Source organism: Thermodesulfobacteriota bacterium, from assembly GCA_035325995.1.
In the GTDB taxonomy this organism is placed as follows: domain Bacteria; phylum Desulfobacterota_D; class UBA1144; order Nemesobacterales; family UBA2774; genus JADLGH01.
Map to the genome: position 1 here is coordinate 19,320 of DAOKYU010000008.1, position 24,862 is coordinate 44,181.

General features: G+C 57.0%; 21 protein-coding genes. 12 read left to right on the forward strand and 9 right to left on the reverse strand.

All coding sequences use genetic code 11. From position 1 onward, the window contains the following. Window positions 1–213: 213 nt before the first annotated feature. From PKC29_11115 to PKC29_11130, 4 genes are all read right to left on the reverse strand, one after another. Window positions 214–864 (reverse strand): N-glycosylase/DNA lyase, encoded by a 651-nt coding sequence (locus PKC29_11115; protein ID HML95968.1) that lies wholly within the window; start codon window positions 862–864, stop codon window positions 214–216. A gap of 55 nt (window positions 865–919) precedes the next feature. Further along, window positions 920–3,256, reverse strand: coding sequence for a LysM peptidoglycan-binding domain-containing protein (locus PKC29_11120; protein HML95969.1), 2,337 nt, complete (start codon window positions 3,254–3,256; stop codon window positions 920–922). A 279-nt stretch (window positions 3,257–3,535) separates the two neighbouring features. After that, entirely contained in the window at window positions 3,536–4,798 is a 1,263-nt protein-coding gene (pfp, locus tag PKC29_11125) for a diphosphate--fructose-6-phosphate 1-phosphotransferase (GenBank protein HML95970.1), read from the reverse strand. Window positions 4,799–4,872: 74 nt separating this feature from the next. Further along, entirely contained in the window at window positions 4,873–5,568 is a 696-nt protein-coding gene (locus tag PKC29_11130) for a rhomboid family intramembrane serine protease (protein ID HML95971.1), read from the reverse strand. 112 nt (window positions 5,569–5,680) lie between these two features. Here PKC29_11130 and PKC29_11135 point away from each other — a divergent pair, with 112 nt between their 5' ends. From PKC29_11135 to PKC29_11145, 3 genes are all read left to right on the forward strand, one after another. After that, on the forward strand, window positions 5,681–6,175 hold the full coding sequence (locus PKC29_11135) for a hypothetical protein (protein HML95972.1): 495 nt from the start codon (window positions 5,681–5,683) through the stop codon (window positions 6,173–6,175). A gap of 51 nt (window positions 6,176–6,226) precedes the next feature. Further along, window positions 6,227–7,384, forward strand: a complete 1,158-nt coding sequence (gene queG / locus PKC29_11140) for a tRNA epoxyqueuosine(34) reductase QueG (GenBank protein ID HML95973.1) — start codon at window positions 6,227–6,229, stop codon at window positions 7,382–7,384. A 65-nt stretch (window positions 7,385–7,449) separates the two neighbouring features. Beyond that, window positions 7,450–7,890, forward strand: coding sequence for a nuclear transport factor 2 family protein (locus PKC29_11145; GenBank protein HML95974.1), 441 nt, complete (start codon window positions 7,450–7,452; stop codon window positions 7,888–7,890). Window positions 7,891–7,907: 17 nt separating this feature from the next. On the opposite strand, the gene PKC29_11150 is transcribed toward PKC29_11145, so the two are convergent. Next, on the reverse strand, window positions 7,908–11,747 hold the full coding sequence (locus tag PKC29_11150; protein ID HML95975.1) for a translocation/assembly module TamB domain-containing protein: 3,840 nt from the start codon (window positions 11,745–11,747) through the stop codon (window positions 7,908–7,910). A gap of 143 nt (window positions 11,748–11,890) precedes the next feature. After that, entirely contained in the window at window positions 11,891–12,766 is an 876-nt protein-coding gene (locus PKC29_11155; protein ID HML95976.1) for a DMT family transporter, read from the reverse strand. Window positions 12,767–13,084: 318 nt separating this feature from the next. Between PKC29_11155 and PKC29_11160 the strand changes: the two genes are divergently transcribed. Together PKC29_11160 and PKC29_11165 are read left to right on the forward strand one after the other, a co-directional pair. Further along, the gene (locus PKC29_11160) at window positions 13,085–13,924 is read left to right on the forward strand and encodes an electron transfer flavoprotein subunit beta/FixA family protein (GenBank protein HML95977.1); all 840 of its coding nucleotides are present in this window, start codon (window positions 13,085–13,087) and stop codon (window positions 13,922–13,924) included. Between the two features lie 30 nt (window positions 13,925–13,954). After that, window positions 13,955–14,950 carry an electron transfer flavoprotein subunit alpha/FixB family protein gene (locus PKC29_11165; protein HML95978.1) on the forward strand — a complete coding sequence of 332 codons (996 nt, stop codon included), beginning with the start codon at window positions 13,955–13,957 and terminating at the stop codon, window positions 14,948–14,950. Window positions 14,951–14,978: 28 nt separating this feature from the next. Here PKC29_11165 and murI read toward each other — a convergent pair whose 3' ends face one another. Both murI and radA read right to left on the reverse strand, forming a co-directional pair. Then, window positions 14,979–15,803: a glutamate racemase gene (murI, locus tag PKC29_11170; protein HML95979.1), complete on the reverse strand. Its 825-nt coding sequence runs from the start codon at window positions 15,801–15,803 to the stop codon at window positions 14,979–14,981. Window positions 15,804–15,833: 30 nt separating this feature from the next. Further along, window positions 15,834–17,216: a DNA repair protein RadA gene (gene radA, locus PKC29_11175; protein HML95980.1), complete on the reverse strand. Its 1,383-nt coding sequence runs from the start codon at window positions 17,214–17,216 to the stop codon at window positions 15,834–15,836. Between the two features lie 129 nt (window positions 17,217–17,345). On the opposite strand from radA, the gene PKC29_11180 reads away from it, so the two are divergent. From PKC29_11180 to PKC29_11210, 7 genes are all read left to right on the forward strand, one after another. Continuing rightward, complete coding sequence (locus PKC29_11180) at window positions 17,346–18,101, forward strand: carbonic anhydrase (GenBank protein HML95981.1); 756 nt, start codon at window positions 17,346–17,348, stop codon at window positions 18,099–18,101. A 134-nt stretch (window positions 18,102–18,235) separates the two neighbouring features. Continuing rightward, window positions 18,236–20,086, forward strand: coding sequence for a molecular chaperone HtpG (htpG, locus tag PKC29_11185; protein ID HML95982.1), 1,851 nt, complete (start codon window positions 18,236–18,238; stop codon window positions 20,084–20,086). A 63-nt stretch (window positions 20,087–20,149) separates the two neighbouring features. Then, window positions 20,150–20,521, forward strand: a complete 372-nt coding sequence (locus PKC29_11190) for a hypothetical protein (GenBank protein HML95983.1) — start codon at window positions 20,150–20,152, stop codon at window positions 20,519–20,521. Window positions 20,522–20,686: 165 nt separating this feature from the next. Then, complete coding sequence (locus PKC29_11195) at window positions 20,687–21,523, forward strand: MoxR family ATPase (GenBank protein ID HML95984.1); 837 nt, start codon at window positions 20,687–20,689, stop codon at window positions 21,521–21,523. Window positions 21,524–21,569: 46 nt separating this feature from the next. After that, the gene (locus PKC29_11200; GenBank protein ID HML95985.1) at window positions 21,570–22,772 is read left to right on the forward strand and encodes a VWA domain-containing protein; all 1,203 of its coding nucleotides are present in this window, start codon (window positions 21,570–21,572) and stop codon (window positions 22,770–22,772) included. 2 nt (window positions 22,773–22,774) lie between these two features. Continuing rightward, complete coding sequence (locus PKC29_11205) at window positions 22,775–23,200, forward strand: hypothetical protein (protein HML95986.1); 426 nt, start codon at window positions 22,775–22,777, stop codon at window positions 23,198–23,200. Between the two features lie 44 nt (window positions 23,201–23,244). Beyond that, the gene (locus PKC29_11210) at window positions 23,245–23,703 is read left to right on the forward strand and encodes a VOC family protein (protein HML95987.1); all 459 of its coding nucleotides are present in this window, start codon (window positions 23,245–23,247) and stop codon (window positions 23,701–23,703) included. Between the two features lie 273 nt (window positions 23,704–23,976). Here the strand turns inward: PKC29_11210 and purU are convergent, their stop codons facing one another. Beyond that, a complete protein-coding gene (gene purU, locus PKC29_11215; protein ID HML95988.1) occupies window positions 23,977–24,855 on the reverse strand; it encodes a formyltetrahydrofolate deformylase in 879 nt (292 codons plus the stop codon). Window positions 24,856–24,862 lie beyond the last annotated feature (7 nt).

The window sequence follows — 24,862 nt, forward strand, 5'->3', positions numbered from 1 at the left end:
TTCGGAAGAACGGCCTTACGCAGATGCTGTTCGGGGCTTCGAGGGACGGCTCGGGTAGGATCATCAAGACCTGCACGAACAAGGCCGCGCTCAACGGTTGTATCCAATTGTATTGCGTGTATTGCGGCTGGGCTCCGGCTCAGGTCGATTGCACCGAACCGTCGGTTGGGCAAATCGCTGCGGGCTCCGGAGGCCGGTAACACCCCCGCGGAGCTACTTCAAAATCTCCCCGGTCTTCTCGCTCCATAAGAGTAAATCGAGCTCGTCCATCGGAATGTCTATATCCTCCGAGAATCCCCTCAGCTTCTCTTCCGTGGATATGTAACTGTCCCTCGTCGAGGGCGGCTTCGGGCCTTCTATGACGCCCATCTCGTAAAGCGTATTGAGAATATGCTTGTCGAGGATCGCATACCCCGGAAAGCCGATGTTCCGGAGGAAGTGGCTCGCCTCCTTGTACCCTATACCCTTTATGTCCCTGTTCTTCGCGAAGAAATCCCTTCTTTCTACCGGGTCGGCAAACGACAGGACGAGCTTTCTCATGCCGAGCCCGTGCTCGCGCCTTAGATACTCCCTCGTGTGCACGATATACGCCGGCCTCCAGTTGGGGAACCTGTGCACACCATGCATCCGCTCGCGGAGGTCTTCGAGCTCCCCTTCGAGGAGCACATCCCTCAGGGCCTCGACCGACCTCATCCCCATCTTCGCGCTCGCCCCCGCCGTGCAGATGCAAAAGGCGAGCTCCTCGAATATCCTCCCGTCGTCGCCCGACTCCAGAACCTCCCTGAACTCCGCGAGCCTCTCCCCGATTAAAACCCTTTTTTTGGAGTATGCACGCCTCAGCTTTTTATATTCAGCCTTTTTCATTGTCTCTGCTTTTTGAACGAATACCGGAATAAAGCTTTTCAGGAAGGAATATATTTTACTTGTAGATTGTGAGGCTCACGCCGGGCGTAAGCTCGGCCGAGTTCAGGTTGTTCCACTTCTTGATGCTCGCGACGGATACGTTGTGCCTGTTGGCTATGGCCCAGAGCGTGTCGCCCTTTTTCACTTTATAACTAACCACGTCGCTCGCGGAGCCCGACGAAGAAGAGCCGCCGCCCGGAATCACCAGCGTCTGTCCCGACCTTATCGTATTGCCGCTTATGTTGTTGGCACTCCTGAGCGAGGCGACCGACACGCCGTTCCGGGAGGCGATCCCGCTGAGCGTGTCGCCCGACTTGACGGTGTATCTGGAAGAAGAGCTGGAACCTCTGGTGCTGGTCGCGGCGACGCTCGAAGAACCGCTCCCCGCGCCCGGGATCGTCAACACCTGACCGCGCTGTACAATCGTGCCCCTGAGGTTGTTCGCGCTCTGAATGGATGCCATGGATACGCCGTGCATCTGTGCTATCTTACCGAGTGTATCACCTGCCTGTACTCTGTACGTCCCGGAGCTGCCGGTGCTCGATGCGCGCTCGACAGGTGCGCTCGCCACTGCCTGCGAGGAAGACGAAGAGCCCGGAATGGTCAGCTTCTGCCCCCTCTTTACCACGGTCCCCCTCATGTTGTTGGCGCTCTGTATGGAAGACATCGAAACGCCGTGCCTCGCCGCTATGCCGCTCAGCGTATCGCCCGGCCTTACCGTATATTTCGTGGCTCCCCTCGAAGACGAGCTCGACGCCGAAGAACCGCTGCTCGCCGAATCCGCATAAACCGCCCCGCTGCCCGCTATGTAGGGGATCGTAAGCTCCTGGCCCGCCATTATCGTCGAGCCCCTGAGCCTGTTCGCCTTCTTTATCGTGGAAACGCTTACGTTGTACCGCGACGCTATTGCACCCAGCGTATCGCCGGGCTTCACCCTGTAAGCGGTAGTTTTCGTTATAGCCGTTCCGCCCGACGGCGTGTCGTAGTAGCGTCCCGAGGCTCCCGGTATCGTCAGAACCTGTCCGGGCCTGATGAGCGAGCCTCTCATGTTGTTTGCGCCCTTTATCGAGCCTATGCTAACCCTGTGCCTGGCCGCAATCGCCCCGAGCGTGTCGCCCCTTCTGACGGTGTACCTCGCGGTAGACGTGGCGTTCTGCGAGCCGGACGAGGTCGAGGCCGTGCTTACGGAGCCCTTGAGCCCCGGTATTACGAGTGACTGCCCGACCATGATAGTCGAGCCCCTCATGTTGTTGGCCCTCTTTATGCTCGAAACGCTCACCCCATAGCGCCCGGCTATCTTCCCGAGTGTCTCGCCCCTTCTGACCTTGTGCCTTCCGGCCACAACGGTGCTCCTCTGCGCTATGGACGGGCTAACGTCCGCAAGCGCATAGAGCTCCTTGGTCTTGCCGAGGGCGACGGCCGAATAACCTTTCGGCACGTTGATGTCGTACGGTCCGCCCGGGGGCGTCGCATTGAGCAGTATCGCGGGGTTGAGCTCGACGAGCTTGTAATGGCTTACGCCTATCACCCTCGCTATGTCGCTAAGGCTCTTCTGCGGGGGGACCCTTACGGTCTCGAAGTATTCCGGCTCGTGATAATCGATGCCGACGAACCCGTATTTCTCCGGGTTCTTCGCAATTATCAGCGCCGCCATAAGCTTGGGTACGTAGTTCTTCGTTTCGGTCGGAAGCGTGTATTCCGATATCTGCCAGAAATCGTTTATCTGATACTTGTCTATCGCGGCCTGCACCCTGTCCTCGCCGCAGTTGTATCCGGCCGCCGCAAGCTCCCACGACTGGAACATCGCGTAAAGGTCGCTCAGATAATCCGCCGCGGCCTTCGTCGATTTCTTCGGGTCCCTTCTCTCGTCGACCCATGCGTCCACCCTGAGCCCGTACCTTATCGCCGTCGGCTTTATGAACTGCCACGGCCCCACGGCGGCGGCGTGCGATTCGGCCTTCACGTTAAACCCGCTCTCTATCATCGCGAGATAAACGAGGTCCGTCGGCATTCCCCTCTCGGCCAGGATCGCGCTCATGAGCGGTATGAATCTGCCCGAACGCTCGAGCCATATGCTGAACGATCTCCGCCCCTGGTTCTGGAAGTAAACCATGTAGTGCATGACCCTCTCGTTAAGCACTACCGGTATCTCGTTCTCCGTTTCGGGTACGACGTCCGGGAACTGCTCGAAAATGGTCTCTACGTAGTAGTATGTCTTCCAGCCCTGTATCTGCGGGTTAAGCATGAAAAAGCTCGACCTCAGGTCGTCCGCCTGCGAGGGCGAAGGCGAATATTCATCGACCATCTTTATGTCGGGGTGTTGCCCCCCGCTTTCGACGTCGATTCCCGGCATTGCTGACTGGGTTCTTTTCGGAGTGACAGATTTGCTTCCGCATCCTATTAGGACAAATGAAAGAGCGGCAGTAAGGAGTAAATACCTGTAAAACATTGGCTTTTTTTTATCATATTTCGAGACAAATGTCAATTTGGGCGTATGTCCCTTTAAGTATTTTTCTTAAATTTTTCAGAATGGGGCAAAAACTATATTCAATTATTTCAGGGCCTTGCGCTTTTCACGGGCAAAGCTTAAGAAATTCCTCTATCTATGCCCCGGAATCCGGTAAAAATACACCTAATATACCGCCTGTGAAAAATAGCTTTTAAATTCGGCCGGTTTCATGTTCGCGGCCCTGGCGAGAGCGGCCAGTTTTTTCCTGTCCGTAAGGTCGTCTTCCCTCAGTTTTATCATGTACCTGTCCGCCACTTCATAGGCTTCCGTCCTGACGTCGACGAACCTTATCCTGGCCCTGTCCTTAACGGGGTCTATCATCTCCGAAAAGTCTATAGGCACCATTTTTCCCGTCTGGATGGTTATGAGCGCCCCCGTGCCGCCGCCCATGAGGAACTTCACGGCGCTGTACCCGAGCTCCCGGGTGTACTTGGCGTCGAACGGAATAGGCGGGGCCGACCTCAGCTCGTACCCTATCACCTTGTCTATTACCCTTACGTCGATACCCTTTTCGGAGAGGGCCTTCATCGTCCTCTCCTTCAGGAACTCGCCGATATCCACCTCGGACAGCCTGAGGCGTCCGAACTCGTCCCTCTCCAGGTCCTGCAGCTCCTTTAAATCCTCCTCGTCGAGCTTCTCGGTAAGCCCCTCTGCGAGTATGGCGACCCCGTCCGTCCTGCCCATGGCGAGCCTCTTGATTATCGCCCCTTCGAGCTTCGTAACCAGCTTCGAGAGCCTTACCTTCCCCCTCCCGAACTCCTCGGGTATCACGGTCAGCGTCGCGCCCGACGCCTTCCCGATCCCGAGCGCCAGGTGCCCGGTGAGCCTCCCCATCGTCACGACGAAATACCACCTCCCCGTGGTCTTCGCATCCTCCATCAGGTAATGGACGAGCCTCGTCCCTATGTGCCGGGCGGTCTCGTATCCGAACGTCGGAATATACGACGGTATAAGGATATTGTTGTCTATGGTCTTCGGCACGTGCGCGACCCTCAGCTTTCCCCCGGCCGCCTTTTCGAGCTTGTTCGCGAGACACATCGTCCCGTCCCCGCCGACGGTTATCACGTACCCGACACCGAGCCCGAATAGTCCCTTCAGCGTATTTCTCATCCTCTCGGGAGAAGTCGTCGGGTTCGCCCTCGAGATGCCTATTATCGAGCCGCCCGTGTGGTGTATCCTCGAAGTGTTGTGGATGCCCAGCTTCTCCACGTGCGTCGCGTCCCCCTCGGCCAGCCACTTGAACCCGTCCCTTATCCCCACGACCTCGACGCCCCTGTTCGCGGCCTCTATGGTCGCTGCGCTTATGACGCCGTTTATACCCGGCGCGGGGCCTCCGCCTACGACTATCGCGATGCGTTTTCCCGTTTTCCTTTTAGCGTGAGCCATATGCCCTCACCCGAAATGAATTCCCTGAATTATACTGGAACGCTTCCGCCCGGTCACTCCCGAAGGCCCCCGTCTCAATGATAAAATCTCCTGCCGCCTCCGACCGCCCCGAGGCCGCCCCTGACGAAAAATCTCACGAGTATGAGCCCTGCGACGAACCCGCCTATGTGCGCCCAGAACGCGACCCCGCCGATATCCGCGGCCCTTCCGAGCGAGCTCACGCCGCTCAGGAACTGTATTATGAACCATATGAATATGAACACCGCGGCCGGGATGTGTATAAGCTGTATGAAGAAAAATATCGGCACGAGCGTAAGAATCCTCGACCTCGGAAAAAGCGTTATGTACGCCCCGAGGACGCCCGATATCGCTCCGCTTGCCCCTACCATCGGTATGACGGAATGAACGTTCGTCACGAACTGCATCGCGGCCGCCGCGAACCCGCAGACGAGGTAAAAGGCGAGATACCTGGCGTGCCCCATCCTTCCCTCGACGTTATCCCCGAATATGTAAAGAAACAGCACGTTCCCGATAAGATGGAGCCACCCCCCGTGAAGAAACATCGACGAGAAGAAGGGATATATCCTTTCGCCGGCCGAAAATCCCGGGGCGAAAACGTCCGCCGGGACGAGCCCGTAGGCGTCTATAAACGCGTTTACCCCGGCCCCGAGCGAATATTCGTAAAGAAAAACCAGAATACAAACCGCTATAAGTGTTATATTAACGAATGGGATACCCGGCGTCGAAGTGGTGTCTCTGAGTGGTATCATGTCGTTAGATTATACATATAGGGCGCACCCCGGGCCACTTGCATTAAGCGCCCGATGCCTTAAAATGCTGGGGCGGATGCGGGCTGCCCCATAAGGATTCCGTAAGGGTTCAATGTTCCAGAAGCTAAGAACGGATCTCGTAAAAAAACTCGCCGGCGTGAGGCTCGTTCTCGTAAACGCCGACGGGTTCGAACACGGTGGGGCCAACGGCAACGGCAGCCTGCCGGACGCGAAATATATTTCGGCTCTCAGGCACGGCGGCGTCGAATTCGCGGCCTTTTCCACGTCGAAGTCAAACGCTATATCGTCGGTGGCCGAAACGCTGGGTATAGAGCTCCACCAGGGCTTCCCCGGGGCCCTCGGCCTCTACGAAGCGCTAAAGTCCGAGCTCGGCGTGGCCGACAAGGACATCGCCCTCCTCTGCAGGGGGGAATCCGACATCCCGCTCATAGGCAGGGCCGGCTTCTCCGCGGCGCCGCCCGACGCCCCGCTCGGCGTTAAGGCCCGCTCCTACTTCGTAACGTATCATTCCGGCGGTTCGGCCGTGGGGGAGATAGCCTCCCTCATCTACGTCGCCAAAAAACACCCCGGCGGCTGGTCCGAATAAAAACCCGGCATTCCTGAAATTCTTCCTGCAGCCGTGTGATAAAATATCCCTATGGGAGTCAAAGACCTTACCTCCGGCATAAAACGTCACGCCCGCTCTCTCGGGTTCGACCTCGTTGGCGTATCCCCTGCGGGCCCTCTCCCCGACGGCCGGCGCTACAAGGAATGGCTCTCAAGGGGGCACGCGGGTAAGATGCATTATCTCGAGCGGCGCGTGGAGAGGCGCGAGGACGTGCGCAACATACTCCCCGGCGCAAAGTCCGTCATAACGTGCGGGCTCAACTACAACACCGATACGCCGTATTCGACGGCCTGCGGCGACAGCCGCAGGGGATGGATAGCGCGCTACGCCTGGGGCGACGACTACCACGACGTGATGGATGAGAAGCTGTCGTCCCTCTCCGGCTTCATACGCGCCGAAACGTCCGGCTCCGCCGGGATCGTGCGATACTCCGACACGGGTCCCGTCCTCGAAAGGGCGCACGCGAGATACGGCGGCATCGGCTGGATAGGCAAGAACACCTGCCTCATAAACCAGGAGACGGGCTCGTGGATATTCCTCGGCGAGCTCATAACGGACATCGAGCTCGAATACGACTCACCTGCCCCCGACAGATGCGGCACGTGCACGAGATGCATCGACGCCTGCCCGACGGACGCGCTCACCGGGCCCTACACGCTCGACTCACGTCTCTGCATCTCCTACCTCACGATAGAGCTCAAGGACAGTATGCCGTTCGATCTCCGGGACAAGACGGGCTCCAATATATTCGGCTGCGACATCTGCCAGGACGTCTGCCCGTGGAACAGGAAGGCCCCGGTAACGGACGAAGCCTCGTTCCGGCCCCGGCCCGGCCTCTATAATCCGGGTCTCGACTCCATAGTCTCCCTCGGCCCCGAAGAGTTCAGGGCGCTCTTCAAGGGGAGCCCGGTAAAGCGCGCCAAGCGAAGGGGGCTCCTCCGGAACGCCCTCGTCGCCATCGGGAATTCGGGCGACCCCTCTTTCGTCCCCGTCGTCACGGAGCGCCTAGGCGACGAAGAGCCGCTCGTCAGGACTCACGCCGCCTGGGCCCTCTGGAAGCTCGAAGGGAAGGGCGCGCTCGGCCCGCTCCTCCGCCTGAAAGTATCCGAAGAAGACCCGTCGGTCCTCGAAGAGATCGATCACCTCCTCCGGCTTATCGACGGCTACGGGCTCGAAGCCTCGGGGTAAGGTGCGCCCCCGCCGCGGCCCGGACTGGAGTCGTCCCCGGAATTCAGTAATAATCTTTTTCTCCGATGAATGAAACGTTCGACCACGAAGCCGAAGAAGTCATTTTGGCCAACGAGAAGTTTTATCTTGCCGTAAACCGGGCCGACATGGATCTTATGTCCGACGTATGGCTCGGCGGGCCCGACGACAAGTGCGTTCATCCCGGCTGGCCCATGCTCTACGGCTGGGAGGCGATTAAGGAGAGCTGGAAGAATATTTTCGGAGAGGGCGGCCCCGAAACGGTTGAGATTTCACAGGTGAGCGTCGAGGTAGCCGAAGGGCTCGCATGGGTCGTCTGCGTCGAGAAGGTGATACACAGGGCCGGGGACGATGATATGAGGATCGGCTTCGCCCAATCCACTAACGTCTTCCACAAAACCGGCTCCGGCTGGAAGCTCGTCGTACACCACGCTTCGCCCATACCTATGCCGAGGACCGAGGCGGTCTCCGACACGAATCTCCAGTAGCGGCCCGGCGTTAAAATCTAGTAGTTGAAGTTGTAGAACACGTCAACGCCCGGATTCTCGCCGCCGATGTCACCGTTTATGGAAACGTTCTTGAATATCGTATATTCGACGATTACCTTGGTCTGGGTTATCGTCGTCGAATCCGCCAGCGACTGCGTGGTCTGCCTTTCGACGGCGAAGTAGAGGTCCTCGGTCAGATACTTGCCCACCTCGAGCTCCGGCCCCTGGGTGCCGCTGCCTATGCTGACGACATCGAGCTTGAACTTGCTCCCGAGCATCTTCTCGAGCTGCGCCGCCGCCACACCGCCCGCGAGCCCCGAAGCCACTCCCTGTATGGAAGCCCTGTCGCTCGCGCCTATCTGGTCCGACGGCGCGCCGAAAACTATATACGAAACCATGTCCGTCTCCGACATCGGCGGGTCGCTCGTAAGCTCGACCACGGGCTTCTTCGCGGTCCCCGATATGTTTATGTATATCTCGACCCCCGAAACCCTGTAAAGCGCCCTTATATCGAGGAAGGGGTTAATATCGGGCGTCCCCGAGAAGCTCACGTTCCCCTGGACGATCCTGAAAAGCTTTCCGAAATTCTCGTACGTCCCCCGTATGGTGCTTATGTTCCCGACTATCCTCATGTCCTGCTCGTATTCCTTCTTTATGTCGAGGTCTCCCCTGAGCTCTATGTTCGCCCCGCGCCCGCGCACCCAGTTGTTCCTCCTCATCCTCACCCTTAGATCCATGGCAATGTTCTGCTTGAAGTAATCCGAAGGCTTGCCGGCCTGGACCGTGAACTCGTCTTCCCGCTCGTCGACGAACTTGATCTCCTCGACCTGCTTTTCCTCCGTTTCGGGAATCGTGATCCTGGCCCTCGAAACCGTGAGACTCCCCTTGAGGGCGATTCTGGAACCTTCCCCGTCGACGTCTATATTTCCGCTTAGCCGTCCGGCCATGTTCTTCGGCCTTATCAGGAAATCCTTGAGGTCGCCTTTCAGGTCGAAGGTCATGGCAGGTATGTCTATCTCGCCGGTGAAGCTCCCCGTTCCGTTCGACCCCGAATGAACGACGAGCTCTCTCAAAAATCCCTTCTGCCCGTTCATCTCGACGAGCGCGCTTTCAATCTTGAGCTCGTTCCTCAGCGACTTGATTTTAAAGATTGCGTCCTTCATCGAGAGCTGGCCGTTCGCGACGGGCCTCCCGAGCGTCCCGCTCGCTTTTAAATCGACGACCAGAACCCCTGTGGACTTTTCCACCTCCGGCACGAGCGTCGAAAGCGGGCTCAGGTCCACCCCGCTCGACGTAACCGTCAGGTTAAACGGCGCGGTCTCGATATTTCCTCCCGGCTCCTTCAGGTTAAGATCGACGTTCGAGCTCCCGCTCGCCTGCAGTATCGACGCTCCCCCGTTCGTAATGTCGAATTTGAGCGTCAGGTTCTGCTCCAGGTACGAAACATCGAGATCGATATCGTCGTTCTTAAAATCCTTGTACACGATGTTTCCGATGTTTATCTTCGCCCTCATCTGCGGCGAGGTCATTGTCCCTGAAGCGTCTATGTCGGCGGACAGCGCGCCCTCCACCTCGGCCTTCGGGGAGAATACCTTCACGACGTCGTTCAGGCTGAGGTCCTTCAGGTTCACGCTTGCCTCGACGCTCCCGTCGTAGAATATAGTCGCGTCGGCAATCGCCGAAGTGTCGTTGTAATAAAGATTGAACGAACTCAGAACGAGCGAATCCGGCGCTATCGTCAGGGATATGTTCTCCCTGTTTTCGAGCTCCGTATCCTCGAGGTCTAAAAGGAGCTTCGATATCTCGATATGCTTTTTCCTTCCGGTCAAATCGTCTATCGCAGCGTGGACGATATATTTGAAGTCGTCGTTCTCGGTTATCACCGTGTCCACGTTTATCGCCTTCCCGCCCTCGCTGTCGGCGTCGATCTCGACGCTCTCGAACTCCCTCTCGCCCACCGATATGGTCCCGGCGTTTATCTCCGCCTTTATATCCGGGTCCGAGAGATCGGGCCTCCCTTCCGCGGTTATCGTTATCGTCTCGGCTTTTATGTTGTCGTTCATCTCGAAGCCGTCCACGTCCCCGTCTATGGATATCTTCGGATTCGTTATCTCCCCTTCGACGCGCCCCTTCGCCTCGAGCGAGCCCGCGAGCTCGGTCCCCTTGGCGAACTTCGATATAAGGGCGAGGTCCTTAACTTCGAGCTCGTACCCCAGGTTGACGCCCTTCCTTCCTCCCCTTCCGTCGGTCACGTTGAGCTTAAACCCGTCGCCGTCGATCGTGAGCGCCCTCGCCGTAAGGACCTCCCTCTCGTACGTAACGTCTATCTTTCCGCTTTTAATATCGAGGTTGTAGATGTGTGAAGGCTTGATGCTCCCCTTGACGGCTCCGTGCATGCCTCGTACGACGTCGCCCTCCAGCGGCACGGACGCCTTCACGGCGAGGTCAGTCGTTACGCTTCCGTTAAGGTCCTTCTTGTTCGCTATGACGCCGGGGTTTAGCTTGTTGAGTACGGTCCTGACGTCGAGCCCGAGGGCGGTCCGCGAGTAATCCACCTTTCCGGTGAGCTTAAGCTCCCCGGCCCTGGAGCCCTTTATGTCGAGTCTCGCGATATCAGCCGATGCCTTCATGTCATCGGGCTCGATCCAGCTTCCGCGCGCCTTTATTTCGCTGTTCAAAACCGCATCGAGCTGAGTGTTTATCCCCTCGGGCCGTGTATGGGCCTTCTCTTCGAGGAGGGTGAAGACCTCTGCCGTCTTAACGTTCCTGAGCTTAAGATTTACGTTAAAGGAGTTCTCGCCTTCCTTCGTGAGTATGCGCTTTATGTCCGCTCCGCCGCTTATTTCGAGCTCCCCCGGCCCCGTGACTATCTTCCCGTCCCCGAGGTCGATCCTGGTGCCCGACATCTTTATGCCGTCGAGCCTGCCCGAAACCTTCTGCCCGTAGAGCTCCGATTCGGGGACGACGATGCCGAGGTCGGCCCTTATATCCCCGGGCCCGGCGTACCCGCCCCGTCCCTTCGCCTCGACGCTCACGGTCCCGACGTCCTTTATCTCGTATCCCTTCGCTGCTATGTCCAGCATAAAATCGGGGGTATCCTGGAGGTCCTCGGCCTTTACGTTCCCGCTTATCTCGGCCCCGTTAACGCTTACCTTCAGGTTTGCGACCTCCGCCGCGTCCGGCGAATAAAGGGCCTTCGTCGAAAGCCCCCTCACGGTAATCCCCTCGCTCACGGCGTCGAAGTCCGCGTTCTTTATGTTCGCCTCTATCTTCTCATAGATATTGCCGAGCCGTACCGAAAGCTCCGTGTCGTTAAGTAGGTATTCCGACACCTTCCCGCTCTCCCTGTCGTCCACTGTCAGCCTTACGCCGTCGAGCGCGACGCTCGGGGCGGTTATGTTCCACCGGGGCGGCCCCTTCGTTTCCTTTTCCCTGTCTTCTTCCTTTTCTTTCTTTTCGCCTATCCTGCCGAAGTTCCAGGTCCCGTCGGCGTACTTTACGAGCCTCACGTCCGCGCCCCTGAGGGTAATGCCGTCCACGAGCACGTTCCTTCCGAAGAGAAAGGTCGAATTCAGCATCGCCGGGATCGAATAGACGAGCTCCGCCTCGTCCACCGTGACGAACCCCTCGCCCTCCACCTCGAACGACACGTCCCTCAGTCTTATGCTGTAAAAGAATGTCCCCTCGACGCTTCCTATAGTGAGCTTCTGCCCCGTGGACGAGCTCACTATCTCTTCCGTCTTCCGTTTTACGAAGCCCCTGAAATATTCCGTCTGGGTGAGAAAGTACGCCCCCGTCAGGATAAGGACCAGGATCCCCAACAGGACCCCGAATATGATGGGAATCTTGTAGCGCATGGTATGAATCGGGGCTGCCCCCCGCCGTCTCGCAAATCCTTTTCTTTCTCGTGCGATTTCGTGCGATCCGGGAAGACGAGACGTTTACCAATTATACATTACGGGCAGTTCAAATAGAACCTGAAAATCGCTATGCCGGACGGTCATTTTCTGGAAACCATGTATATGCCGGCAAGGATAAAGATTCCTCCCGCAATGACCCCTGCGTCGAGCGGGTTTCCGAGCATGAGCCAGTCGAAGACGAGCCCGAGCACGGGCACCAGCATCGAAGAGAACGTCGTGATGTTTATGTCGAGCTTCTTTATGAGATAAAACCAGATCGTAAAGTCGACTGCCGACGCTATTATGCCGGTGAAGAGGAGTATGTATACGGAGTACGCCGTCCACCTGACGTCCAGCGCCCCCTGCGGGAGGGCTATGAACAGAAGGAGCAATGTCCCGAGGGTCATCTGTATGGCGCTCACGGTGTATATGTCCTCACCGGCCATCCTCGTCTTCATCCATATGTTCGCCACGGCCCACGAAACGGCTGCTCCTACGACGAATATTTCGCCCGTGAAAATTTTGATGTCCTGCTGCGTTATCACGTCGAAGCCGAGAATCGAGAGTATCCCCAGGCTCCCGAGCGCGACCCCTATCCACTTCGTCGGGCTCAGCCTGTCCTTAAGATAGAAATGAACGATAAGGATCGTCCATACCGGCATCGTGTAAAGGAGTACCGACGTCTTTCCGGCGGTTATGCGCTCCATGCCGAGCAGCATGAGCCCGAAGAGCAGTGTGGTCTGGAAGAACCCCACGGCCAGGTAATCGGGGAGCTTCCTGAGCGCCGGCCATTTGGGCCCCTTCCACCAGACGTACGCGAGAAGCGCAGCGGCCCCTATGCCGCACCTCCAGGCCGCGAAGGTGTAGGGCTTGGCATATCCGAGACCTATCTTCATCAGTATCCACGAATACCCCCACGTAACTATGACGAAGGCCAGGAGCGCAATGTTAAGAGCCGCGGAATTCATATGAACCATATAATGTAACAGGTATTCCCGTACATGGCCCGGGGAAAGGCTTTTCCCCTCGGAAAACGGAGTTTTTTATCTTGAAAACCGTGTTCATTTTCGTCTTGACAAGGAAAGGTCAATATTTATAATAAAGTACCCTTTCGGACTCGAGGGGGGAGGGCGTTTTTCCGTTCGAGCGCCGGGAAGTTACACACCACGTCGGGGTTGGAAAGAGTTCCGGCAGTGCTAAACCAGGTTGGACCGAAATGCTCTGAAGTAATCATCTTTCCATAAATACGCTTTATCGTATTTGCAGTCAACTTTCATAACGGAGGTACGCTAAAGGTGAAGATTCTCGTAGTTGTCAGCCAGACACAAGATACGGAAGCCAAGATCAAAGTATCCTCGTCGGGCGATTCCGTGGACACGAGCGGCATGAAGTGGATCATGAATCCCTACGACGAGTTCGCGGTCGAAGAGGCGATTCAAACCAAGGAAAAGCACGGCGGTGAAGTGGTAATCGTATCCATGGGCCCGGCAAGGGTAGTGGAGACGATACGTCAGGCACTCGCAATGGGCGCCGACAGCGCAATACATATCGCGGACGACAGCTTCTCCGACATCGACTCCTTCGCGGTTGGCAAGGTCATAGCCGGCGAGATCAAAAAATCGGGCGAGTTCGACGTCATCTTCACGGGCATGAAGATAATCGACGAGGAATCCGGCCAGGTCGGAGTCCAGATAGCCGAAGAGCTCGGCATTCCGCACGTCTCCCTCGTGAGCAAGGTGGTCGATATAGACCCGGCGGCCAAAAAGGCGGTCTGCCAGAAGGAAATCGACGGCGGTCACATGGTCGTCGAGGTCCAGCTCCCGTGCCTCATCACCTGCCCCGACGCCATGAACGAGCCCAGATACGCATCCCTCCCCGGCATCATGAAGGCCAAGAAGAAGCCGCTAAAGGAAGTCGCCATAGGCGACATCAACCTCGAAGAGCTCGGCCTCACGGCGGATTCCCTCGGCAAGGCCGGGGCCCGGGTCAGGACGGTCGAGATCAAGGTCCCCGAGATTCAGAGGAAGCTCAAGATCATAAAGGGGCAGGACGAGCCCATGGTCAAGGGCGCCGAAGTCGAGAACGCGGCCGAAGAGCTCGTAAAGCTCTTAAGGGAAGAGGCCAAGGTCATATAGGGCCTCATAAACACATTCAGGAGGAATCAAATGAGCAGCGAAATCTGGGTAGTGGCAGACCTCAAAATCGACGGCAGCATAAGGCAGGTCACGTTCGAGGCCCTGTCCGAGGCGAAGGCGAAGCTCGCGGGTAAATTCGGCGGGCCGGTTTGCGGCGTGCTTATCGGCGCGAACGTATCCTCCCTCGCGGGCGAGCTCGGCAAATACGGGGCCGAAAAGGTCTACGTCGTCGAAAACGAAACTCTAAAGGATTTTAACACCGAAGGCTACACGATAGCTCTTTCAGAGCTCATAAAAAAATATCAGCCGGCCGTGGTCATGACGGGCAACACCGTCTTCGGGCAGGACTACTTCCCCGGGGTCGCCGCGCGCGTCGGCGCCGGCGTAACCATGGACGCCATAGAAGTAGAGGCCACCGACGACAAGAAGCTTCAAATAAAACGCTTCTCCCATTCGAGTAAGGCGATACCGACGAAGCTCTTCCTCGATCATTATCCGATGATGACGACGGTAAGGCCGAATTCCTTTAAAGCCGTCGAAGACCCGAAGACCCCCGAGGTCATAAACGAGGCTGTAGCGATCAACCCCGGCGACATCAAAACGAAGGTTATAGAGATAAAGGCCAAGGAATCCGACAGGCCCGAGCTCACCGAGGCCGACAGGGTCGTTTCCGGCGGAAGGGGGCTCGGAAGCGAGGAGAACTTCAAGCACGTCTACGAGCTCGCCGACATACTCGGCGCGGCGGTCGGCGCCACGAGGGCGGCGGTCGACGCGGGCTACTGCCCCTACGACATGCAGGTCGGGCAGACGGGCAAGGCCGTGTCGCCCAACCTCTACATCGCAATCGCCATATCCGGCTCTGTGCAGCACTTCGCCGGAATGGGCTCCTCGAAGGTCATCGTCGCTATAAACAAGGACCCCGAAGCACCGATATTCCAGAAATGCGACTACGGCATAGTGGGCGATCTTTTCGACGTGCTCCCGCCGTTCACGGCTAAAGTTAAGAGCCTTATTTCTCAAAGCTGAAGATAAACAACCAATAGCGCGGGGCGGTCTAAACGGCCGCCCCCGTTATATCCACCATCTCGATTTTCTCTATTTTTTCACCGAGGAACCTTCCGGCGACTGAAACGAACGTATCGGAAACGTCCGTAAGGTAGTACCGCTTCGAAGACGGGCCCGTCTGCGGGTTGAGCATGCCCCTTTCCGCAAGGACCTTCTCGATCTCCCTGGCCGTCTCTTCGGCCGAATCGACTAGCGTAATACCGTCCCCCATGGTCTTCCTGATTGTCTTCTTTAAGAGCGGGTAATGCGTGCACCCGAGGACGAGGACGTCTATCCCGGATTTCCTCATCGACGCGAGGTACCTCTCGGCCGCGAGCTCCGTTATGTCCTCCTCCGTCCACCCCTCCTCGGCCAGCGGCACGAACAGGGGGCACGCCTGCGTATACACCGTAATCCCCGGCGACGCCGCTTCGAGGGCCCTCTTGTAGGCCGAGCTCTTTATGGTGGACGGCGTCCCGATGACGCCCGCCCGCCCTGTCTTCGTTGCGGCGGCCGCCTTCCGCGCCCCCGGCTCTATCACGCCTACGACGGGCACGGCGAATTCCCCCGTAAGGCTCGGGAGCGACACAGCCGACGAGGTGTTACACGCGACGACGACCATCTTCACACCCTTCGACACGAGGAACGCGGCGTTGTTCCGCGAATACGTGACGACGGTTCTTCCCGATTTTGTCCCGTACGGCACCCGCGCAGTGTCCCCGAGATATATTATGTCTTCTCCCGGGAGCCTCGCCGCTATCTCCCGGACGACGGTAAGCCCGCCTATGCCCGAATCGAATACGCCTATCGGCGCTTTGTTGCTGTTGTTTGTCATGGATTATCCCTAATGGCTCGTCCGGCAGGGCTAGAAGAATTCCTCTACCGCGCCCTCTACGGAATCGACCCCGATAAGGGCAATAGAATCGTCTCCGGGCTTGAGTCTGTCAAGGTTTATGCGGGGGAGGACGCATTTTTTAAACCCGAGCTTCCGCGCCTCGTTTATCCTCATGTCGGCGTGGGATACGCCTCTCACCTCTCCCGCGAGCCCTATCTCTCCGAAGGCCGCGACCCCCGGGTCGAAGGGCTTATTCAGAAAGCTCGACACGAGCGCGAGGCATATCGCGAGGTCTATCGCGGGCTCCTCTATCTTGACGCCCCCGGCGACGTTCATGAACACGTCCTGCCCGAGTATCTGGAGCCCGGCCCTCTTTTCCAGTACGGCCAGGAGGAGCGACACACGGCTGTTGTCGAGCCCTATGGTCGTCCTCCTCGGGACGCCGAACCCGCACGGCGACACGAGCGCCTGTATCTCGACGAGTATAGGCCGCGTCCCCTCCATGCTCGGCGTCACTACCGAGCCCGACGCGTTATACGGCCTCTCGGAGAGGAATATCTCCGACGGGTTCGTAACCTCGCGGAGTCCCGAGTCCAGCATCTCGAAAACCCCTATCTCGTTCGTCGAGCCGAACCTGTTCTTAACCGCCCTGAGTATCCTGTACGGATGGTCCTTCCCGCCCTCGAAATAAAGCACGGTATCCACGAGATGCTCCAGGACCTTCGGCCCCGCTATAGTCCCCTCCTTCGTCACGTGCCCGATTAAAAACACCGCCGTCCCGCTCGACTTCGCAAACTGCATGAGCCGCGCGGTCGATTCCCTTATCTGCCCGACGCTTCCGGGAGCCGAGGCGAAGGTCTCGGTGAACATAGTCTGTATCGAGTCTATAACGACTATCTCCGGCGCGAGCTTTTCCATCTCCTGCAGTATCGCCTCGACGGACGTTTCGGTCAGCACGTATACGTCCCCCGACGAAACGCCCGTCCTCTCGGCCCTCATCTTCACCTGCACGGGGGATTCCTCGCCCGTCACGTAAAGGAACCTGTGCTCGCCCGCGCCGCCCCGGCTCACCCTCTCGCTCACGTAATTCAGCATCTGAAGCGCGAGCGTCGATTTCCCGATTCCCGGGTCCCCGCCCACGAGTATCACGGAGCCCGGAACGAACCCCCCGCCGAGCACCCTGTCGAGCTCCCCGTTCCCGGTCGGTATGCGCGCCTCCCTGTCACTCGATATCGCGGAAATCGGACGCGGCCCCTCGGTCCGGGCGCGCCGTGCCGGGCTCTTCGCCTTCTCGACGGTCTCCTCGACGTAGGAATTCCAGCTCCCGCACTCCGGGCACTTCCCGAGCCACCTCGGCGACGGGTTCCCGCACTCCTGGCAGACGTACTGCATTACGCTTCTCGTTCTTTTCATCTGGCTATCCGGGGTTTCGTACGAGTGGACATTATACAATATTCAGGTTAATAAATAGAGCGGCCGGGGGCGTGCATCTACACCTTTTCTGCAAGGGGTGAACGAGTAGAATAAGACGAGGAGGGCGGCATGAGCGAAGACGAGAAGGAAGGGAAGGGCAAAACGCCCGGACAGGGCGGGCCCGGCCGAATAAAGGACGAATCCTTTAAGCTCTGGGGCGGCCTCCCCCGCTCGCGCGACCCCGAGGGCGGGCGGCTGAAGCGCCCGCTTTCGTGGCAGGACGCCCTCGCCGAGCTCATCGACGGCAACAGGCGCTTCATAGGCACCATGAAAGAGAGCACCGTCGAAAGAACCCCCGAGCGCCGGATGGAAGTCGCCGACGAGCAGACCCCCTTCGCCGTCATACTCTCATGCGCCGATTCCCGCGTCTCGCCGGAGATAGTCTTCGACCAGTGGATAGGAGACCTCTTCGTCATCCGGATCGCCGGCAACATAGTCAACCCCCCTCACTACGGCATACTCGGCAGCATCGAATACGGCGTCGCGACCCTCGGCGCTAACCTCGTCATGGTCCTCGGGCACAGCAGGTGCGGGGCGGTCACGGCGGCGGTTCAGGCCGTCGAGACGGGCGTGGAGTTCCCCGGCTCTATAGCCTCGATAATCGACACCATAACCCCCGCCGTTAGGAGCGCCGCGAAAATGCCGGGCGACCTCCTCCAAAACTCCGTCATGGAAAACGTCAGGCTGAGCGTCAAGAAGATCGAAACGGCTTCCCCCATACTGACCCCGCTCATTAAAAGCGGCACGGTCAGGGTCGTCGGCGGAAAGTACGATCTCGTCACGGGCGAGGTCACCCTCTATACAGACATCGATACGCCGGCTTAACGGCTTCCCGCCTCGCCGCACGGCAGCTCCATATTTCAACATCCAGCCCTTGAAATTCCGGCGCCCGTGACTATTTTTTATTTGAATTTCATACCCGAGTCCGTGCAAGGAATCACCGGAGGAATAATCTTAAAATGACAGAGCAGTCACCGAGAAAGCACGAGTTCCAGGCCGAAGTCAGGCAGGTGCTCGACATCGTAATAAATTCCCTCTACAGGGACAAGGAAGTCTTCATACGCGAGCTCGTCTCCAACGCTTCCGACGCCCTCGAAAAACTACGCCACATACAGCTCACCGAAAAAGACATTTACGACGAGGAGCTCCCTCTCGAAATCAACATCAGGACCGACGAGGCGGAGAACACCATCACCATAGAAGACCACGGCGTCGGCATGAGCGAAGAAGACCTCGTCCAAAACCTCGGCACGATAGCCCACTCCGGCTCGAAGGCGTTTTTAAAGGCCGTAAGGGAAGAGGGCAGGGCGGACCCCGATCTCATCGGCCGGTTCGGAGTCGGGTTCTACAGCGTCTTCATGGTGGCGGATTCCGTCGAGGTCCACACGCACGACTGGCGGAAGGACGGGAAGAGCCTCCTCTGGAAAAGTAGCGGCGCGGGCTCCTACGAGATCGAAACCATATCGGGCGAGAGGCGCGGCACGAAGATAGTCGCCCATTTAAAGGAAGACGCAAAGGAATTCGCCGACGCCGACCGCGTCCGCGACGTGCTCACGCACTACTCCAGCTTCGTCCAGTTCCCGATAAAGCTCAACGGCGAGCAGGTGAACACCGTCCAGCCCCTATGGACGCGGAACAAATCCGAGATCGCGGACGAGGAATATAACGAGTTCTACAAGTTCCAGGCGGGCGCCTTCGACGACCCTCTCTACAGGCTCCACTTCAGCTCCGACGCCCCGCTCGAAATAAATGCGCTCGTTTTCGTTCCCGGCGAGAACCCCGAAAGGTGGGGCTTCGGCAAGGTAGACCCGGGCGTCAGCCTCTACTCGCGAAGAATCCTCATCGATCCGAAACCCGACGGCCTCCTCCCCGACTGGCTCAGGTTCCTTAAAGGTGTCGTCGACAGCTCCGACATCCCGCTCAACATCTCGCGCGAGAGCATGCAGGACAGTGCGCTGACGAAAAGAATAGGGCAGGTCATCACCGGGAGATTCATAAAATTCCTCGAAGACGAGGCGAAGAAGGACCCGGCGAAATTCGAAGAGTTCTACAGGAAGTTCTCTATATATCTCAAGGAAGGAATAGCGGCGGACCTCAAAAACAGGGATCAGCTCGCAAAGCTCCTCCGCTACGAATCCTCGGCGACGGAAAAAGGCAAGCTCACGACGCTCGAAGAATACGCCGCCCGTATGAAGGACGGCCAGAAAGAGATTTATTACCTCTACGCCCCCGGCCGCGAAATCCTCGAGGCCGGCCCGCACATCGAGGCCTTCCGGGCCCGCGGCCTCGAAGTCCTCTACCTCTACGAACCCGTAGACGAATTCGTTATGACGAGCCTCGGAAAGTACGACGATAAAGAGCTCGTCTCGGCCGACAACGCATCGATCGATTTCGGCGACGATGGAAAAGCGCCGGAGAGCAAGGTCTCGGAAGAGGACGCGAAGGCGCTCACTGCGTGGTTCAAGGACGTCCTCGGGGACAGGGTGAACGAGGTCGTCATGAGTAAGCGCCTCGTCGACAGCCCGGCGGTCGCTCTCAATGCAGACAAGTTCATGACCCCCTCCATGCGCCGGATGATGAAGGCGATACAGCGTGAAGGCAAAATCGAGAATTCGATTAACCTCGAGCTCAACCCCGCGCACAAGCTCATCGAGGGGCTTTCCGTGCTCAGGGACAAAGACCCCGAAACTGCTAAGCTCGTCGCCGAGCAGATTTTCGACAACGCCCTCGTCGCGGCCGGATTCATGGAAGATGCGCGGGAAATGGTAGGCAGGGTCTACAGCATCCTCGAACGTGTGACGGAAAAATAGCTTACATCATCCTGCGTTCGGGTTTAATATGTGTTTCTGATAACAGTTGAACGGGGGAGTAATATGCTTACGAAAAAGCTCGCCGACCACGTCGTGGTCCATTCGCCATTTTGCGGCGAGATACGCGAAATCCTTCTCGGCGGCGATTACGACAAGCTCGGTGTCGCCGTCGCGATCGATATAAACCCCACGACGGCTCACTTTCACAAAACATTCGACGAGATATATTTCGTCCTCGACGGCGAGCTCGAGCTCGAATTTTACGACCCCGAATCCGGCAGGACGTGGACGGAATCATTATCTGCGAACGAGCTCGCGGTAGTTTCGAATGGCATTCACCACAGAGTCATTAAAGCAACGGAAAAGAACCGCCTTTGCGTGCTCAGCGCTCCCCCGTTTCACGCCGACGACGAGAACCCGTCCGATAAAATATAAAAGCCCGGCCACGGCGGGCGCATCTTCCCGGGGCCGCCGGTATTTGCCTAACCCGCTCATAAAAAGTATAATTTCTACTACTTAAGGGGTTTAGAGCCGGTCGGGGAAGAGCAGGTCCACAACCGTAAAACCAACAAAATCTAAAATACTCACGGGGCTTAATATATGAGATTCGAAGGCACGGAAAATTATATCTCGACGCGGGACCTTAACCTCGCCGTAAACGCTTCGATAACACTTCAGCGCCCGCTCCTCATAAAGGGCGAGCCCGGCACGGGCAAGACGATGCTCGCGTTCGAGGTGGCCGAGGCCCTCGGAAAGGAGCTCATCACGTGGCACGTAAAGTCCTCGACGACGGCGCAGCAGGGGCTCTACGAATACGACGCCGTCTCCCGACTCCGCGATTCCCAGCTCGGGGACGACAGGGTCAACGACATCGCGAACTATATAAAGAAAGGGAAGCTCTGGGAGGCTTTCGAATCCGAAGAGCAGATAGTGCTCCTCATCGACGAGATCGACAAGGCGGACATCGAATTCCCTAACGACCTTCTGTTAGAGCTCGACCGCATGGAGTTCTACTGCTACGAGCTCCGAAAGACCATAAGGGCCAGGGAGCGCCCGATAATCATCATCACGTCCAACAACGAAAAGGAGCTCCCCGACGCATTCTTAAGGAGATGCTTCTTCCACTACATCAGCTTCCCCGACAGAGAAACGTTAAAGGCCATAGTAAAGGTTCACTACCCGAAGCTCGAAGGGAAGCTCATCGAAAACGCCATGAATATCTTCTACGACCTCCGCGAGATCGACGGCCTCAAGAAGAAGCCCTCGACGAGCGAATTAATAGACTGGCTAAAGCTCCTCATGGTCGGGAAGATCACGGAGTCCGAGCTCGGCGCGGTGGATCTCTCCGAAAGCCTTCCGCCCTACGCGGGCGCGCTCCTAAAGAACGAGCAGGACCACGACCTCCTTTCCCGCATCAGGCTCAGGTTCAGGCGCTGATACAGGCCGCCGTAGGCGGGCGCAATTCGATTCACGAAGGTGAGAAATGTTTCTCGACTTTTTTCTGCTTCTTAAAAACGACGGCATACCGGTAACCATAAAGGAGTACCTCACCCTCCTCGAAGCGCTCGACGAAGGCATAGGCGAGTACAGCGTGGACGATTTCTACTACCTCTCCCGCACGTCCCTCATAAAGCACGAGCATCACCTCGACAGATTCGATCTCCTCTTCGGCTATTTCTTCGAAGGCGTCGAAAAAATAGACACCGAGGAGTTCATGAAGATACCCGAGGAATGGCTCAGGAAGAGCTTCGTCAACGCGCTTACGGACGAAGAGAAGGAGCTCATAAAAGGGATGGGCGGCCTCGACAAGCTCCTTGAGCGCCTGAAGGAATTAATGAAGGAGCAGAAGAAACGCCACGAGGGCGGTGGCAAGTGGATAGGCACGGGAGGCACGTCCCCCTTCGGCGCCTACGGTTACAACCCCGAGGGCATCAGGATAGGGCAGGACGAGAGCCGCCACAGAAGGGCGGTCAAGGTGTGGGACAAGCGCGAATTCAAGGACCTCGACGACTCCGTCGAGCTCCAGACGAGGAACATGAAGATGGCCCTCCGCCGCCTCCGCATACTCACACGCGAAGGAACTTCGGAAGAGCTCGACCTAGATAAAACGATAGACAAAACGTCGCGCAACGCCGGCTTTCTCGAGATCGAAATGGTCCCGGCGAAAAAGAACAACGTAAAGGTTTTACTCTTCCTCGACATCGGCGGCTCGATGGACGATCATATCGAGCTGTGCTCGCGCCTCTTCTCCGCAGCAAAATACGAGTTCAAGCATCTTGAATACTACTACTTCCACAACTGCCTCTACGAATTCGTCTGGAAGAACAATAAAAGAAGGTGGCAGGAAGCGATACCCACGTTCGAGGTTTTCAACAAGTACAACAGCGACTACAAGGTCATAATCGTGGGCGACGCGTCGATGTCTCCCTACGAGCTCCTGTATCAGAACGGCAGCGTCGAGCACAACAACGACGAGGCCGGCTTCGTCTGGCTCGACCGCCTGAAGACCCGCTACCCCGACATCGTCTGGCTCAACCCCGTCCCCGTCCCGCAGTGGAAATACACCGAGTCCATAGGCATGGTCAAGCAGTTCATGAACGACCGCATGTTCCCGCTGACGCTCTCCGGCCTCCAGAAAGCCATCCGCGCGCTCAAAGACAGAAAAATCAAATTCGAAGGGCATTGACTATGACTTTTCCCACTTTAGACAATATTGTCGCTGTGTTGGGATTATTAGGAATTGGGGGAATCATAGGGAATTATGTTCGAATTCTGTTGGAAAGAAAAAACCAAGCCCAATTACAGAAACAAGAATTTAAGGAAACTCGATATAAGTGTATTGTTCTGCTTATGTATGCTTCGTTAGATTTTGAAAAAGAAATACACAATCTCAGAAAGCATGGTCGCGATTTTGCTTCTTATGAAGAATTAATGGAAGAACTAAAAACTGAATGGTACAACATGATTCTATTTGCTTCTGACGAAGTTCTCAGAACAACTCATGCTTTTATTTTAAATCCTTCGGTTTCATTGTTTAAAAATACCGTGTTGGCGATGCGAAGGGATCTTTGGGGCGGGAAACTTTCTGAAGATCTTATTGATCTCAAGTTTTAAATCGTGTCCAAATAAAAAATCAATGTACTGTTCATAATCGGCAAATGATCCTCTCAATCGACCTCATCAACTTCGTAGTCTCCGACCTCGAAAGGTCAGTCAGGTTCTATACAGAGCTACTCGGGTTCCATGAATCGAAGCGCGCGCATCTGGAAGGCGACTGGATAGAAAAGATAGTGGGACTCAAAGGCGTCGTCGCCGACGTCGCCTTCATAATCGCGCCCGCGGGCGAGCCCCGCATCGAGCTCCTCTGCTATAAAACCCCCTCGGGTGAATCGATACCCGCAAACTCCCTCGCCAACACTGTCGGCATCCGGCACATAGCCTTCAGGGTAGACGACATTCACGCAGCCGCCCGGAAGCTCAAAGACGCCGGGGTAAAGCTCCTCGGCGACCCGGTCATCGTCCCCGAAACCGTCGTCACGCACGACGCCGGCCACAAGATGCTCTGCTACTTCCACGACCCCGACGGCATCCTTCTCGAAATCACCGAGTATAAATAGCGCGCAGCTCTTTTTTCAGGGGGGGGACTATAGTGGGGGGTACATTCAATCTGTCATTCCCAACGATTTCGAGCGAGCGAGGAATCGGACGCCTCCACATAAATCTTCGACGTTTATCCAGTACCGCTCAAAATTTGCCTATACATCGGGAATCCATTTCCACAAGCAATTTGTTAGAATTATTTGTCTTCTAATCCCTCCTTGGGAAAAGGGGGGGTGGGAGGTTTACACGTCATTGCTGGCAGAGCAGCGAAACGGCGCGCGGCAATCTCGCTAATCGAAGATCAGCGTCCTGTTCCCATAGACCAGGATCTTCCTCTTCAGGTGATACCACACGGCCTGCGACAGCACTACCTTCTCCAGGTCGCGCCCCTTTCGTATAAGGTCCTCGACACTGTCCTTGTGCGTGATGCGGACGACGTTCTGGTCTATTATCGGCCCCGCGTCGAGCTCCGCGGTCACATAATGGCTCGTCGCGCCGATGATCTTCACTCCCCTCTCGTACGCCGAATGATACGGCCTCGCCCCTGGAAATGCCGGCAGGAACGAGTGGTGGATGTTTATTATCCTGTGGGGATACTGCGACACGAAATCACCGCTCAGTATCTGCATGTACCTCGCCAGGACGACGAAGTCTATGTCGTATTCTTTCAAGAGCTCCATCTGCTTTTTCTCGGCGGCCGCCTTGTCTTCCTTCACGTTCGGCGTCACGTGAAAATTAATGCCGAACGCGCGCGCCACGGGCTCCAGGTCCTCGTGGTTGCTGATTATGAGCGGCACCTCGACGTTCCACTGATCGGACTGGGACCGCGACAATATATCGTGAAGACAGTGCGGCATCTTCGACACGAATATCGCCATCTTCTGGACGTAGTCCGAAAAATAAAGGCTCCACTTCATGCCGAACCTTTCCGCGATCAGCGTCTGAAAATACTCGCCTATCTTATCCGGGGGTATGCTGAAGTTCGTCAGGTCCCACTCGACGCGCATGAAGAACACCTTCTCCTGCGTGTCCACGTGCTGGTCGAGATAAATTATGTTTCCGTCGTTCTTGAATATGAACTCGGTGATCGCGGATACGAGCCCCTTTCTGTCGGGGCAGTGTACGAGTAATATCGCCGAGCGTACGTCCTTTCCGTTCTGTTCTGTCATGTCCTTT

Coding starts and splice junctions, on each gene's coding strand:
- PKC29_11115 (HML95968.1), bottom strand. CDS start 864: ATGAAAAAGGCTGAATATAAAAAGCTGAGGCGTGCATACTCCAAAAAA.
- PKC29_11120 (HML95969.1), bottom strand. CDS start 3,256: ATGCCGGGAATCGACGTCGAAAGCGGGGGGCAACACCCCGACATAAAG.
- pfp (HML95970.1), bottom strand. CDS start 4,798: ATGGCTCACGCTAAAAGGAAAACGGGAAAACGCATCGCGATAGTCGTA.
- PKC29_11130 (HML95971.1), bottom strand. CDS start 5,568: ATGATACCACTCAGAGACACCACTTCGACGCCGGGTATCCCATTCGTT.
- PKC29_11135 (HML95972.1), top strand. CDS start 5,681: ATGTTCCAGAAGCTAAGAACGGATCTCGTAAAAAAACTCGCCGGCGTG.
- queG (HML95973.1), top strand. CDS start 6,227: ATGGGAGTCAAAGACCTTACCTCCGGCATAAAACGTCACGCCCGCTCT.
- PKC29_11145 (HML95974.1), top strand. CDS start 7,450: ATGAATGAAACGTTCGACCACGAAGCCGAAGAAGTCATTTTGGCCAAC.
- PKC29_11150 (HML95975.1), bottom strand. CDS start 11,747: ATGCGCTACAAGATTCCCATCATATTCGGGGTCCTGTTGGGGATCCTG.
- PKC29_11155 (HML95976.1), bottom strand. CDS start 12,766: ATGGTTCATATGAATTCCGCGGCTCTTAACATTGCGCTCCTGGCCTTC.
- PKC29_11165 (HML95978.1), top strand. CDS start 13,955: ATGAGCAGCGAAATCTGGGTAGTGGCAGACCTCAAAATCGACGGCAGC.
- murI (HML95979.1), bottom strand. CDS start 15,803: ATGACAAACAACAGCAACAAAGCGCCGATAGGCGTATTCGATTCGGGC.
- radA (HML95980.1), bottom strand. CDS start 17,216: ATGAAAAGAACGAGAAGCGTAATGCAGTACGTCTGCCAGGAGTGCGGG.
- PKC29_11180 (HML95981.1), top strand. CDS start 17,346: ATGAGCGAAGACGAGAAGGAAGGGAAGGGCAAAACGCCCGGACAGGGC.
- htpG (HML95982.1), top strand. CDS start 18,236: ATGACAGAGCAGTCACCGAGAAAGCACGAGTTCCAGGCCGAAGTCAGG.
- PKC29_11190 (HML95983.1), top strand. CDS start 20,150: ATGCTTACGAAAAAGCTCGCCGACCACGTCGTGGTCCATTCGCCATTT.
- PKC29_11195 (HML95984.1), top strand. CDS start 20,687: ATGAGATTCGAAGGCACGGAAAATTATATCTCGACGCGGGACCTTAAC.
- PKC29_11200 (HML95985.1), top strand. CDS start 21,570: ATGTTTCTCGACTTTTTTCTGCTTCTTAAAAACGACGGCATACCGGTA.
- PKC29_11205 (HML95986.1), top strand. CDS start 22,775: ATGACTTTTCCCACTTTAGACAATATTGTCGCTGTGTTGGGATTATTA.
- PKC29_11210 (HML95987.1), top strand. CDS start 23,245: ATGATCCTCTCAATCGACCTCATCAACTTCGTAGTCTCCGACCTCGAA.
- purU (HML95988.1), bottom strand. CDS start 24,855: ATGACAGAACAGAACGGAAAGGACGTACGCTCGGCGATATTACTCGTA.